A 12,372-nucleotide genomic window follows, 5' to 3' on the forward strand; every position below is an offset into this window, starting at 1 on the left:
AGACGTTCGGCGGCTCACCGCGCCACGGTCGCGAGGACGTCATGCCCCAGCCGCTGGATGACATCCGTGGCGAGCCGGTGCCGCACCAGTTTGCCGTCCCGGGTGGAGCGCACCAGGCCAGCGTCGCGCAGGGTCCGCAGGGCGCGGGAGACCTGCGGTTCGCTGGAGCCGAGCCGGGCGGCGAGCTCCGAGGTGGTGATGGGCTCGCCCAGCAGATGGCGGCACAGTTCCATCCGGGCCGGCGAGGTGAGCGCCATCAGCCGGTCGTGCAGATCCCGCAGGGTCAGCTGTCCGCCCGGGACGGCGCCGCGCGCCGCGTACTGCAGCACCACGCACGACGGGTGCTCGTGTTTGACCGTCAGATGCGGCCACACCCGGGCGGACGGCACGAGCACGAGGGGCCGCGGTGCCACCTTCACCTCGTCGATCTGCAGCTTGTCCAGCCGTACCCGTTCCCCCGGCCCGACCCGGGCCGCCGTCGGCAGCAGTCCGGTGAGCACCTCCGCGGGCGACCGTGCGGCCAGTGCGCGGCGTACCTCCCGCGCGTGGTCCTCCAGGGCCGGCCGCAGGGTGCGCCAGTCCTCGGCGAAGAACGCCGCGTCGGCGGCCCGCAGCACCGCCACCAGCCGGTCCCGCAGCTCCAGCGGCGCCGCCACCAGCTGCCGCGCCAGCTCACCGCGGGCGTAGGAACGGCGTAGGCAGCGGCGTACGTAGTCCTCCGCGGCGGCGGTGTCGGCGCGCAGCTCACGGGCCGACGGCACGGGCAGCGCGGTGGTGCCGAGGACGCCGGGCGCCGCCAGCTCCAGGAAGTCCTCGGCCGGCAGCGCCGCGATCGCGGTCAGCTCCTCGTCGAGGCCGTACGCGAGCGGCAGCGCAAGGGGAAAGAACAGGCGGCAGCGGAATCGGGCCCACAGCGGAGCGAACACGGACAGCTCGTCGCGCAGTTCGTCTCCCGCCGCGGCGGCCCGCGCCGTCCAGCCGGCGGCCTCCGGGTGGTGCTCGGGCTCGGCGAGGACGTGCAGGCTCGCCATCAGTTCCGACAGCGCGGAGGGCCCGACCGCGAGGTCCGAGGGCCCGAGCCCTCCCAGGTCGAGGACGATGCTCACGTCGTCAGCGTACGGCCGGTCGCCCGCGCCGCCGGCTCACCGTACGGGCGCGCCCGGCCCGAGCGGGATGCCCAGCAGGTACCAGGCGAAGAACAGCAGCACCCAGACCACCAGCATGATCATGGCCAGGGGCAGGGTGAAGGAGATCAGGGTGCCGATGCCGGCCTTGCGGTTCAGGGTCTGCAGATAGCCGACACAGAGCATGAACGACGTGCTCATCGGGGTGATGGAGTTCGTGCAGGAGTCGGCGATGCGGTAGAGCGCCATGGTGGTGGCCGGGCTGGTGCCGAGCAGCATCAGCATCGGCACCAGCGCCGGGGCGACCAGGGTCCACAGGGCGGAGCCGGAGGTGATGAGGAGGTTCAGCAGCGCGACCGCGACGATCAGCAGGGTGAACAGCACCAGCGTGGGCGCGCCCAGCTGGTCGAGGAAGTCCGCGCCCTCGACCGCGACGACCGTGGCGATGTTGGTCCACTTGAACAGGGCGAGGAACTGCGACACGGCGAAGAAGAGCACCAGCAGCGGCGCGATGGAACGCACCCCGTCCGCCATGAACTGCGGTATCGCGCGGCTCCCCCTGATCCGCCCGGTGAGCCGCCCGTACACCGCGCCGATGAGCAGGAAGAAGACGGTCAGGAAGACGGCGATGGCGTTCATGAAGGTGGACTCCACGATCGCGCCGCCCTCGCCACGCAGCGGCGACGAGGCGGGCAGCATCGCGAGCACGACCAGCGTGGCGTAGCCGAGCACGGCCAGCCCGGTCAGCCTCAGGGCCCGCCGCTCGGTGGCGTCGTCCACGTCGGCGGCGACCACCTGCTGTGCCGCGGCGGCCTCCAGGTCCGCTTCGGGGACCAGACGGTGCTCGCGCCTGGCGAGGATCTTGTCCACGACCAGGGCGATGGTTCCGGCCAGCACGAACGCCGACACCGTGGTGAAGTACATGTTGTCCGTCGCACGGACCACCACGTCCTGGTCGACGAGCCGCGCCGCCTCGGTGGCCACGGAGGCGAACAGCGCGTCGCCGGGGGCGATCAGCGGGTTGGCGTCACCGGCGGCGTTGATCGACACGAACGCGACGATCATGCCGAGCATCGGGGACCGGCCCACGGCGCGGAAGGCCACCGCCCCGAGCGGGATGAGCACCACGTACGCGGAGTCGGACAGGAACTTCCCCAGCACACCGCCCAGCGCCACACCCAGCACGACCGTGCGCGGGGACAGCCCCGACAGCATGCGGCGGGCCAGCGCCTCGAACAGCCCCGACCGCTCGGCGACCGCGACGCCGAGCATCACCATCAGCACGATGCCGAGCGGCCCGAAGGTCACGAAGGACTCCTCGGCGCCGGTGAGCAGATCCCGTACGGCGTCCGCCGACAGGGCACTGCGCACACCGACCAGGTCACCCGAGGAGGGATCCTCGACCCTCAGCCCGGAGACGTTCAGCGCCCAGCTGGCGACGGCCACGACCCCGCACAGGATCCAGAACAGCCAGAACGGATGCGGCAGCGCGTTCCCGGCGCGCTCGACCAGGTCGAGGAGCCGGGAGCCACGCCCGCCCTGGTCGGGCCCGGTGGCCGGCACCTCCCGGGTGCGGTCGGCGGATGTGCTCATGGCGGGGCTCCTGGGGCTGCTCTGGGGACGATGGACCAAGGGCGGCATGTCGCGGGCGGACCCGGGTGACCACGCCGCGAGCGATGCGAGACGGGAAGCGGAACCGGAACCGAAACCGGAACCGGAACGGCGCACGATCTCCCGGCACGGCGTGGGACGGCACGCGGGGCGTTCCCGGGTTGCGCTGCACAGTAGGTCCGCCGTCCGCCCCCGTCACCGTCCGGCGCAACAGTTGACCTGATGACGTCAAGTGATCGCCATGACCTGGGCCATTGCCTAGCGTCACGGAGGTGACCTCGTACGACACCACGCCCGCCCGCCGCTCCGCACCCCTCCAGGACGGCGCCCCGTGGCTCCGGCCCCTGCGCATCCCCATGCGGGACGGCGTCCGTCTCGCCGCCGACCTGTACTCGGCCTCACCCGAGCCGGAGGCGACCGCGCTCCCCGTGCTCCTGGAACGCACCCCGTACGGCCGGCGCGCACAGCGCGGCTCGGACCAGGACCGCGCCGACACACCGCTCCCGCGCCCCGAGGACATCGCCCGGCACTTCACCGCAGCCGGCTACCACGTCGTACGGCAGGACTGCCGGGGCCGCGGCGACTCCGAGGGAACGTTCGTGAAGTACCTGGGCGAGGGCCCGGACGGAGCGGACACGATCGCCTGGCTCAGGGACCAGCCGTGGTGTGACGGCAGGGTCGTGATGACCGGCGTCTCCTACTCCGCGCACGTCCAGGCAGCGGCGGCCGCCGAAGGCCCCCCGGGCCTGGCCGCCATGTTCCAGGACTCGGGCGGCTTCTCCTCGGCGTACGACGCGGGGATGCGGATGGGCGGCGCCTTCGAGCTGAAACAGGTGACCTGGGCACTGCGGCACGCACTCCAGAGCCCGGAGGCCGCCGCGGACCCGGTGCTGTCCGAGGCACTGCTGCGGGTGGACGTCGGAGGCTGGTTCGGCGCGATGCCGTGGCGCCCGGGCTGCACGCCGCTGCGCCACCTCTCACCGTACGAGGACTACCTGCTGGAGCAGTGGCGCCAGGACACCTTCGGCGACTACTACCGCAACCCCGCGATCTACGGCCGGGGCTACTACGACCGCTTCCCGGATGCCCCCAGCCTGCACATGGGGAGCTGGTACGACCCCTACGTCCGCTCCACCATCGAGAACTTCTCCGCCCTGCGCGAGCTGAAGTCGGCCCCGTCCTACCTGGTCATGGGCCCGTGGACGCATGGCCGCCGCTGCGACACGTACGCCGGGGACGTGGACTTCGGCCCCCGCGCCACACTGGACGGCAACCTCGCTCCCTCCTACCTCGACTTCCGCCGCCGCTGGTTCGACCGGGCACTGGGCCGCGAGGCCGCCCCGGAACGGGAGCCCGCCGACCTGCCGGCCGTCCAGTACTTCCTCATGGGCGGCGGCGACGGCGGACGCGACCCGGCGGGCCGCATGCGGCACGGCGGCACCTGGCGCACCGACACCCACTGGCCACCGACGTCGACGTCCCCCGTCGCCCTGTACCTCACCCCCACCGGCAGCCTCACCCCCACCCCGCCCACCACGCCCGCGGCATCGGTGACATACGACTTCGACCCACGCCACCCGGTCCCCACCATGGGAGGCCAGGTCACCTCGGGCGAGCCGGTGATGACAGGCGGCGCCTACGACCAGAACGCCCCCGATGCCCGGGTGTACGGCGCTCGCGAGCCGTACCTCCCCCTGGACGCCCGCCCGGACGTGATCAGCCTGAGCACCCCGCCACTGGAACGGGACGTGGTGCTGGCAGGCCCGGTATCGGCAAGGCTCCACATCTCGACCACAGCCCCCGACACGGACTTCACCATCAAACTGATCGACGTCCACCCGCCCAACGCCGACTATCCGCACGGCTTCGCCATGAACCTCACCGACGGCATCGTCCGCTGCCGCTTCCACCGCTCCTGGGAGCACCCGGAGCCGCTCACGCCGGGCGAGGTCTACGAGATCGAGGTCACGGCCCCCGACACGGCCAACCTCTTCGCCACTGGCCACCGCATCCGTCTCGACATCTCCTCCAGCAACTTCCCCCGCTTCGACGTCAACACCAACACCGGCGAACCGGAGGCGACAGCCCGCCGCACCGCGACGGCGACCAACACGGTGCACATGGACGCGGAGCGCCCTTCCCGCCTGCGGGTGTGGCTGGAGGGAGGAGCGGACGCGCTCGGGTGATGTGCCCCGGCCTTCTGTAGCCCACGCGAGGGAACCGCTGCTCAGACCGCTCGGGCGCTGGGAATGATGGACGCGTCGATCGTCCATGTCTTCAGGTGTCTTCAGGTGTCTTCAGGTCTCTTCAGGGGAGCGAGCATGTCGAACATTCCGGCTGAGCTGCGTTACGCCGAGTCGCACGAGTGGGCACGACGGGAATCGGACGGCGCGGTCACGGTCGGCATCAGCGATCACGCTCAGAAGGCCCTCGGCGATCTCGTGTTCGTGGAGCTGACGCAGATCGGCAAGGTCTTCGAGGCCGGTGAACCTGCCGGTGTCCTGGAGTCCGTGAAGGCGGCGACGGACATCTACTCGCCGGTCGGCGGTGAGGTGATCGCCGTCAACGAAGAGCTGGCGGACAGCCCGGAACTGCTCAACGACGACCCCTACGATGCCTGGATCTTCAAGCTCAAGCCGTCGAACGCACGCGAGTTCGAAAGCCTCCTGAACGCCGCCGGCTACAAGTCCGCGATCGGCGAGTGACCGGCACGCTCCTGAGCTTGAGGCCCGTGGATCGAGTGGAGGGCGTCTATGGCCCGGAACCGCCGTCTGATCCTGAGCTCGCCGTCGGAAGTCTGGCGCCTGCTGTCCGATGGCCACCGCTACGGCGAGTGGGTGACAGGAACCCAGCAAGTCCTCGCCGTGGACCCGCACTGGCCGGACGTCGGCGCCCGGCTCACCGTCCGCGTCGGCGCCGGCCCTCTCACCCTTGACGACACCTGCGTCGTCCGTATCGCCGAACCGCGCCACCGCTTGCAACTGGAAGCGAAGGCAGGCCCCTTCGGCGCGGCCCGCATCGCCATGAAGCTGACCCCCTGGGGCGAGCACACCCTCTTCACCCTCGACTGGCACCCCCTCCGCGGCCCCGGCACGCGCATGCACGGCCTCCCCGTGGACTACGTCGTCGCGGTCCGCAACGGCATGATGCTGACGAAGCTGGCCCGGATCGCGGTGCGCGAGCATGCGGCGAGTGTCTGAGGCACCTGAGGATTCTCGTTCCCCTGCTTCGGAGGGTGCGGCTCTTAGCCGTCAGGGCCGGCGAGGAGCAGGAACCGGCTTCGTCATGCCTGGAGGCCACAGCGTTCGGCCAGCGCCCGCAACTGCGGCACCGGAGCGGGCGTCGCGCCGACCAGGTCTTCCACCAGGTTCACAGTGCATCCGTGATCTTCTGCGATCGGCAGGCGGCCGGCGACGGTCGCCCCGTCTCCGATCTGGCCTCAACGCCGCGGCGGACGCTCGACCGCGTTCTGGGGTCGGAGGGGTGACGTCGCCCGTCACAGAGCAGTGATTCCTCGGCGTACCGCCACCGCTGTCCCGTCCAGCAGACGGCGCTCGCGCACGCGCCAATCCGCCTCGATGCGAAACGGATCCCCCTTGAAGCGGCTCGCCCGACGCGAGATCGGCTCGCAGCTCAACCCGCACATCGAGCGGAGTCTGCGGGCCGCCCGGCAGCTGGACGAGAAGGCTCCGGCCGGAACCGTCCGTATCCCGACCGACGGCCTGTCGGTCCAGGACATCGCCGTACGAGTGATCAAGGCGGCGGCTTGGTAGCAGCAGCCGCCCTCGACCAGAGTGCGCACAGCGTGCCGCAGGAGTGACCCGATCACGTGGACCGCTTCCTTCAGGTGCTACACCGAGAGCCACGAATGGACATCGCCGTGTCTGCGGACGGGGCAGCGCAGGTGACAGCGCTGGGAGGGCTGACCGTGACGGCCACGACCTGACCACGGCGAGTCACCCTGCTGTGCTTCACCCTGCCGTGCTTCAACTGGGGGGCTTGGCCGCCACGGGGCCGGCTGAACGGAGCGTCGGCTGCGGGCGCCGTCCGCCAGCAGTGGTCTTCGCCCGGGCGAGCCGGCGAGTGGCCGGAGAGCGGCGGCTCGTCACACCTTCTCGACTCGCACGGAGTGCCCGGCGAGGAGTTGCTTCATGTCATCGGTGTCGGAGGTGAAGACGGTTGCCTGAGCTCCCTGTGCGGCTTCCCGCCCTGCCACGGCCGCCAGAATGGCGTCGATGGCGTACTTGTGCCCATGCAGACCGGCTGCCTTCAGCATCCCGCGCGCCGTGGCAATCACCTGATCGTCCGTGTGCACGACGCGGATCCGGGACAGCGTCCAGTTCCACAGTGCCTGCCTCGACGTTTCGCGAGGGTCCCATGCCTCCAAGGTCGTGAGCGCCGAGGTGACGATGGGGATGTCGAGCCGTGGAGCCGTCTTGATCAGCGCGGACATCTCCCGATCGCCCTGAACCGCCTTGGAGAGAGCCTCACAGTCAAACACGAAGACGCGCTGTCGCGGCCGGTGCAGCTTCGCCTGAGCGGTGCGGCTCACGCGGCCTCGTCCGAACTCGGTCGCCGCTCGTCATGCCAACCGTCGATGGCGGCGATACGATCCAGCGCTGCTTGCTGCTCTTCGTCCGTCACAGCGCCGTGCTCTTCTTCGAGACGGTCGGCCAACTCGCGCAAATTGTCCATGGCGTCCTGATGAGCGGCGGCGGCCGCGATGTAGCCGGACACTCCGCGTGCGTCGACGCGTTCCTTGATCGATTCCACCAGTTCTTCCGGAACGGTGATAGTGATCTTCCGAGTTGCCATACTTCAAGTATGCCACGCTTGGTGCGGTGCGGCCTGGTCTCCCAGGGGTCCGCACCCGCCCCTGCAGTCCTCCCCGCGGACGCCGCCGCGCACCTCGCGAGAGGCGTTTCTCGGACGCGTGTGGGGTTGGGGATGTGGACCCCTTGTGGACTCCAGGCATGAGAAAGGCCCCCCGTTCGAATGGAACGAGGGGCCCGGAACTCTCTGACCTGCTGCGCAGGTAGTGCCCCGGCAGGATTCGAATCTGCGACACCCGCTTTAGGAGTGGGATCGAATCCTTGCCGGGTGGTGTCCGGCGCTGCCACGCGGTGCTGTTTTCCCTGGTCAGGAGCGCGGGGCGAGCCACTTGATCCGGCGCGTGCCGCCCTGTACTGGGCCGTCCGCTCACGCATCGCTCACGCGCTGCCGGTTGCTGAGCAGCGCGTGGGTCAGACCTGGCCGAGTCGATCTCCATCGGGAAGGGGGCCGCTACCTCGAGGACGCCGGTGAACGCGTCTCCGTCCCGGTAGGTCATCGTCGCTGGGTCGAGAACGTAGGTGTACACGAGAGGAACGCCTGTCGCGGCCTGCTCGATCCGCCAGTAGAAGAGAAGCCGATGCCTGCCTTGGCATACTGGTCGACCTTCACGATCCGGTCGGTGGTCTCCGAGCCCGGCGACACCACCTCCGGGACCAGCAGCACGTGCTCAGGGCGGGTTGGGGGTGATGTCGATCGTGTCCGCGCGGTACACGGCGACGTCCGGACGGCGATTGGTGAGCGGGACATCCTGAAGCCGGACGTCGAAGCCAGTGTCGGCATTCCACTCCGGGCCGGCGGCGGCATCCAGGGTGTTCGCCAGAATCTGGGCCAGCCGGTTGTGCCGCTGCTACGCACTCGGACTCACGACGACCATCCCGTCCACGATCTCGCGACATCCGACCAGTACGCCCACGACAACTGGGAAACCGGCCGGTGGACTCGTCGCTAGAGGATCGGAACACGGCCGGCGTCACCACTGGCCCGACGGCCACACCGGGGAGCGCTGAACCATTTGGCGACGCTGCTTCTGGAGGGAGCGGGTCAGGAAGCCGAACCATCGAGGTCGAGGCGGATCACGGCGAGCGCCTCGGCAATCTCGACGGTCATCTCGTCCTCCGGGCCGAACACCATGCACATGTCCTGGTGGAGCGGTTCGAGGACCTGCCGGGCTTCGGCGGCCCGCCCCTGGGCGAGCAGCAGCATCCCGATGTTGTGCCGCAGCTCCACGGCTTCCTCGCTCACGTCGCTGTCGACGGCCCGCACGACGTTCAGTACGCCCTGGAGCGCGGCCAGCGCGTCGGTGACCTGGCCGAGTTCGGCGCGGCAGCGGGCGGCCTGGGCGCGGCAGGCGCGGGCCTGCTCGCCGGTGGGCCCGGCGATACGGGCGTAGGCGTCGGCGAGGGCCTCGAACTCGGGCAGGGCGGCCCGGTAGTCGCCGCCGAGGAGGCGGATCGCCGCCCGCTGGCGGCGCAGCGCCAGGACCTGCTTGCTCTCGGAACCGAGTGCGAGGGCGGCCGGTGCGATGACCTCGCCGAGCACCTCAGCGGCCTGCGCGAACCGCTCCTCCTCCAGCAGGGCGTCGGAGTGGGCGTAAGCCTCCTTGATGTCCTCGCGCAGCCGGGCGGGGACGGGCACTGGCTGGGCCCCCGGGAGGACGGCCGTCGGCGCCGGACCGCCGGGCGCCGGGGCTTGGGCGCGGGCGCGGGGCGCGAAGGGGCGACGGAACACGTCCGTCGGGTCGGGCGCGCCGGTCGGCCCGGCGTCCGCCGTGCCGGGCTCCTGGCCCGGCGGCGGGAGGAACGGCAGCAGCCGCGCGTACACCTCCTGCGTGTCGGCGGGCCGCGCCTCGGGCGCCTTGCGCAGCAGGTGCAGGACCAGCTCCTCCAGCGCCTCGGGGACGTCGGGCCGCAGCTGTCGCAGCGGGGTGGGGGCGGCGTTGACGTGCTGGTACATCAGCAGGTATTCGCTCTCCGCCTCGAACACGAGCCGCCCGCTGAGGAGTTCGTGCAGCACACAGCCGAGCGCGTACAGATCGGTCTGCGGGGTGATGCGTCCGCCGCGTACCTGCTCGGGCGACATGTACTGGTGGGTGCCGATGGGGCTGCCGGTGGCGGTCAGCTTGGTGACGTCGGTCCGCAGCATCGCCGCGATACCGAAGTCGAGGACCTTCACGGTGCCGTCGCGGGCGACGAGGATGTTGCCCGGCTTGAGGTCCCGGTGGATCACCGGCACGTCGTGCGCGTACGACAGTACGGTCGCGACCTGCGCGGCGACGGCGGCGGCCCAGCTGACCGGCAGGGGCCGACGGGGGTCGAGGTAGGCGGACAGCGGTACGCCGTCGACGAGCTCCATCACCAGGAACAGCCGCTCGTACGACGCGTCGAGCACCGCGTCGTACACCTGCGGCACACCGGGGTGCTGGATACGCGCGGTGATGCGGGCCTCGCGACGGAAGCGCCTGGCGAACTCCTCGGCCAGCTGCGGGGAGGTGACCGACGCCTGCCGGATGAGCTTCACGGCGACGGGCCGGTCGAGCACGGCGTCGTAGCCGCGCCACACGTCGCCCATGCCGCCGTGGCTGAGCTCCTCCAGGAGTTCGTAACGGTCGGAGATCGCCTCCTGCGGCACCTTGCCCCCGATGTGCGTGATGAACAGTCACGGTCAGCGGTTCAAGTGTGGCCGCTGTGCCGATCTTCCGTCCAGGGCGCCGTCCAGGGCTCGCGGCGCTACAGGGCCACGGTTGCGGCGCTGGACGACGGGCAGGAGGGCGCGGCGGCCGGGCCGGCATCCCGCCGACCGGACCGCCTGAGCCGTACCTTCACCACCGCCGTTGGGCCCAGTCGCGCGGGCGGCTGGGCCCTCACGTCTTGCACGGTCAGCCGAGACAGAAAAACGCCTCCGCTCCGAAGAGCTGGGGGCCACCTGCTGGGGTCAGATCCAGGTGACTTGGAGGACGTAGCCGCACTCAAACCGGGGGACGATCAGGAAGACGAACATGCCTCCGGGGACATCCACGGTTTCGCTCTTCGGCCCCATGCCTTCGTACCTCGTGCCGTCGAGGTAGAGAGCTTCAGCGGCGCGGATCAGCTCGTCGGCTTTCTTCTCGACCTCGGCGATGAAGGCCGGCGGAGCTCCGCCGGCCACGTACTCCTCGCTAGGGTCGTACTCCCATCTCCAGGTCACTCGGACACCGCCTTGTAGGCGGCGCGGATGATGTCGCCGGAGATCCTTACGTAGCGGCGGCTTTCTTCAAGAGTCTCGGCGGCGTTGGCCATGTACTCGGCGCGGCGCAGCTCACGCGCCGCCTCGGGAAACCGCTCGATTTCGATGTTGGCGGCCCACGCGATCATGAAGAGCTGGAGGGGCTTGATGCTGCTCTGCTCGATGGCGGCGGCGACGGCCTTGCGCTGATCGGCGTCCATTTCGGGCAACCGCTCCGGCGCGATGGCGGCAAGGGCAGCCCGGAGGGCCTCAGGGGTCCGCGCGGGGCGCGGAATCAGCTCTGTGCCGTGGTCGGGCTGTGTGCTCACGATGTCCTCCAAGGGATGCCCCGGCCAGCATATCCAGCCGGGGCACACGCATCAGATGTCGTCGTCCAGCCCCTCCTCGCGGCGGATCATCCGCCAGCTTGCCGTAGGGGACGATCTGCGCGAGGAAGCCGTACTTCCTGACGTAGTCGTTGAGGTCGGCGCGGAAGCCCTCCGCCGTCTCCTGGTCGTTTTCGTCCTCGCTTTCGAGCAGCGCGGTGGAGCGGGCGACGGCGGGGGAGAGCAGAAGGCACCGCCGGCCCTGCGGCCGAACTGCCGCTACGCCGTCACTCCCTGTCGGCCGCCATGATGCCGACGCATTCTTCGAGCGCTGCGTGCAACGGCGTGACGAAGGCGGCGAGCTCGGCGTCCGACGCCTTCCCCACCTCCAGCACTGCGCCGACGACCGTCACCAGGACAGCGGCGGCCTTCAGCGCGTGCGCGTCGGCCAACTCCTCAAGACGGCCGCCGGGGTGTGTGACTGCCAGGGCCTCCTTGCCGGTGTCCGGGTCGAGGCCGAGACTGCGCAGACGCGGCGTACTCGTGCTCATGCGGCGACCTCCCACGGAACCGGAACGTAGTCCTGCCCCAGCGTCGCCAGGACCGCCGCCCGGCGCCGCTCGCGCTGAAGGCGACGCCGGTCACGTTCGTCCCGCTCGCGTTCCCATTCGACGACGTAGGGCCGGACCAGGGGCATGCCGTCGACGGTGATGACGTCCGCCGGGTGGGGACACGTGATCACGGGCGGGGGCGCCGGAGCGGGCGGACAGGGGATGAGGGGCAGTGGTGGTGGGGATGCGGGGGAGCGGTGGGTACCGCGGGCGGGCAGGAAGAGGGTCAGGATCGCGGCCAGTAGGCTGCGCATAGGTCGACTCCCAATCAGTCGGCTGAGGCCCCGGTAGGGAAGTAGCCGCTTCCCGTCGGGGCCGCTCTGCGTTGTGAACCTACAGTAGCGTGGATAACCGCAGATAACCACGGATGCACGGAATGCCGTGGTCACCCACGCTGATGTCATGGAGCTTGACCGCACGCGCCCCCTGTGGCGGCAGATCGCAGCGGAGATCATCCGGCGCATCGAGAACGGCACGTATCCGCCGGGAAGCCGTGTGCCCTCCACTCTGGAAATCGCCCAGGAGTTCGGCGTAGTGAACGCGACAGCGGCGAAGGCGATGCGGTATGTCCGGGAGCAGGGGTGGACGCGGGGAGAGGTCGGGCTGGGGACTTTCGTCGCCGACCCCCTGCCGCCCTCTCCCGAATCCCCCGCCCCCTCCGCATAG

General features: G+C 70.4%; 14 protein-coding genes and 1 pseudogene. 5 read left to right on the top strand and 10 right to left on the bottom strand.

The genetic code is table 11. From position 1 onward, the window contains the following. Positions 1 to 14: 14 nt before the first annotated feature. Together ACZ6I3_RS22200 and ACZ6I3_RS22205 are read right to left on the bottom strand one after the other, a co-directional pair. Complete coding sequence (locus ACZ6I3_RS22200) at positions 15 to 1,106, bottom strand: ArsR/SmtB family transcription factor (protein ID WP_469416712.1); 1,092 nt, start codon at positions 1,104 to 1,106, stop codon at positions 15 to 17. 36 nt (positions 1,107 to 1,142) lie between these two features. Beyond that, positions 1,143 to 2,717, bottom strand: a complete 1,575-nt coding sequence (locus ACZ6I3_RS22205; RefSeq protein ID WP_469416714.1) for an AbgT family transporter — start codon at positions 2,715 to 2,717, stop codon at positions 1,143 to 1,145. 290 nt (positions 2,718 to 3,007) lie between these two features. On the opposite strand from ACZ6I3_RS22205, the gene ACZ6I3_RS22210 reads away from it, so the two are divergent. The 4 genes from ACZ6I3_RS22210 (at position 3,008) to ACZ6I3_RS22225 (ending at position 6,508) form a co-directional block, all read left to right on the top strand. Next, positions 3,008 to 4,921 (top strand): CocE/NonD family hydrolase, encoded by a 1,914-nt coding sequence (locus tag ACZ6I3_RS22210; protein ID WP_469416716.1) that lies wholly within the window; start codon positions 3,008 to 3,010, stop codon positions 4,919 to 4,921. A gap of 135 nt (positions 4,922 to 5,056) precedes the next feature. After that, positions 5,057 to 5,440 (top strand): glycine cleavage system protein GcvH, encoded by a 384-nt coding sequence (gene gcvH, locus ACZ6I3_RS22215; RefSeq protein WP_469416718.1) that lies wholly within the window; start codon positions 5,057 to 5,059, stop codon positions 5,438 to 5,440. A 48-nt stretch (positions 5,441 to 5,488) separates the two neighbouring features. Continuing rightward, complete coding sequence (locus tag ACZ6I3_RS22220; RefSeq protein ID WP_469416720.1) at positions 5,489 to 5,935, top strand: SRPBCC family protein; 447 nt, start codon at positions 5,489 to 5,491, stop codon at positions 5,933 to 5,935. Between the two features lie 396 nt (positions 5,936 to 6,331). Next, positions 6,332 to 6,508, top strand: a complete 177-nt coding sequence (locus ACZ6I3_RS22225; protein WP_469416722.1) for a hypothetical protein — start codon at positions 6,332 to 6,334, stop codon at positions 6,506 to 6,508. A gap of 332 nt (positions 6,509 to 6,840) precedes the next feature. Here the strand turns inward: ACZ6I3_RS22225 and ACZ6I3_RS22230 are convergent, their stop codons facing one another. The 8 genes and pseudogenes from ACZ6I3_RS22230 to ACZ6I3_RS22265 form a co-directional block, all read right to left on the bottom strand. After that, a complete protein-coding gene (locus ACZ6I3_RS22230; protein ID WP_469416724.1) occupies positions 6,841 to 7,287 on the bottom strand; it encodes a hypothetical protein in 447 nt (148 codons plus the stop codon). Further along, a complete protein-coding gene (locus ACZ6I3_RS22235) occupies positions 7,284 to 7,550 on the bottom strand; it encodes a hypothetical protein (RefSeq protein WP_469416726.1) in 267 nt (88 codons plus the stop codon). Before ACZ6I3_RS22235 ends, ACZ6I3_RS22230 begins: the two co-directional genes overlap by 4 nt. A 442-nt stretch (positions 7,551 to 7,992) precedes the next feature. Beyond that, positions 7,993 to 8,457, bottom strand: a pseudogene (locus ACZ6I3_RS22240) (Uma2 family endonuclease); the annotation flags it as partial. Between the two features lie 152 nt (positions 8,458 to 8,609). After that, the gene (locus tag ACZ6I3_RS22245; RefSeq protein ID WP_469416728.1) at positions 8,610 to 10,196 is read right to left on the bottom strand and encodes a serine/threonine-protein kinase; all 1,587 of its coding nucleotides are present in this window, start codon (positions 10,194 to 10,196) and stop codon (positions 8,610 to 8,612) included. A 303-nt stretch (positions 10,197 to 10,499) separates the two neighbouring features. Beyond that, positions 10,500 to 10,751, bottom strand: a complete 252-nt coding sequence (locus tag ACZ6I3_RS22250) for a hypothetical protein (RefSeq protein ID WP_469416730.1) — start codon at positions 10,749 to 10,751, stop codon at positions 10,500 to 10,502. Beyond that, positions 10,748 to 11,098, bottom strand: coding sequence for a hypothetical protein (locus ACZ6I3_RS22255; protein WP_306500862.1), 351 nt, complete (start codon positions 11,096 to 11,098; stop codon positions 10,748 to 10,750). Before ACZ6I3_RS22255 ends, ACZ6I3_RS22250 begins: the two co-directional genes overlap by 4 nt. A gap of 284 nt (positions 11,099 to 11,382) precedes the next feature. Continuing rightward, positions 11,383 to 11,646 (bottom strand): hypothetical protein, encoded by a 264-nt coding sequence (locus ACZ6I3_RS22260; protein ID WP_468747190.1) that lies wholly within the window; start codon positions 11,644 to 11,646, stop codon positions 11,383 to 11,385. After that, positions 11,643 to 11,960 carry a hypothetical protein gene (locus tag ACZ6I3_RS22265; RefSeq protein WP_469416732.1) on the bottom strand — a complete coding sequence of 106 codons (318 nt, stop codon included), beginning with the start codon at positions 11,958 to 11,960 and terminating at the stop codon, positions 11,643 to 11,645. Before ACZ6I3_RS22265 ends, ACZ6I3_RS22260 begins: the two co-directional genes overlap by 4 nt. A 148-nt stretch (positions 11,961 to 12,108) precedes the next feature. Here ACZ6I3_RS22265 and ACZ6I3_RS22270 point away from each other — a divergent pair, with 148 nt between their 5' ends. Beyond that, positions 12,109 to 12,372 carry a GntR family transcriptional regulator gene (locus ACZ6I3_RS22270; protein ID WP_469416734.1) on the top strand — a complete coding sequence of 88 codons (264 nt, stop codon included), beginning with the start codon at positions 12,109 to 12,111 and terminating at the stop codon, positions 12,370 to 12,372.

This window comes from Streptomyces sp. NPDC041940 (assembly GCF_055589465.1).

Coding starts and splice junctions, on each gene's coding strand:
- ACZ6I3_RS22220 (WP_469416720.1), top strand. CDS start 5,489: ATGGCCCGGAACCGCCGTCTGATCCTGAGCTCGCCGTCGGAAGTCTGG.
- ACZ6I3_RS22205 (WP_469416714.1), bottom strand. CDS start 2,717: ATGAGCACATCCGCCGACCGCACCCGGGAGGTGCCGGCCACCGGGCCC.
- ACZ6I3_RS22265 (WP_469416732.1), bottom strand. CDS start 11,960: ATGCGCAGCCTACTGGCCGCGATCCTGACCCTCTTCCTGCCCGCCCGC.
- ACZ6I3_RS22270 (WP_469416734.1), top strand. CDS start 12,109: ATGGAGCTTGACCGCACGCGCCCCCTGTGGCGGCAGATCGCAGCGGAG.
- ACZ6I3_RS22260 (WP_468747190.1), bottom strand. CDS start 11,646: ATGAGCACGAGTACGCCGCGTCTGCGCAGTCTCGGCCTCGACCCGGAC.
- gcvH (WP_469416718.1), top strand. CDS start 5,057: ATGTCGAACATTCCGGCTGAGCTGCGTTACGCCGAGTCGCACGAGTGG.
- ACZ6I3_RS22235 (WP_469416726.1), bottom strand. CDS start 7,550: ATGGCAACTCGGAAGATCACTATCACCGTTCCGGAAGAACTGGTGGAA.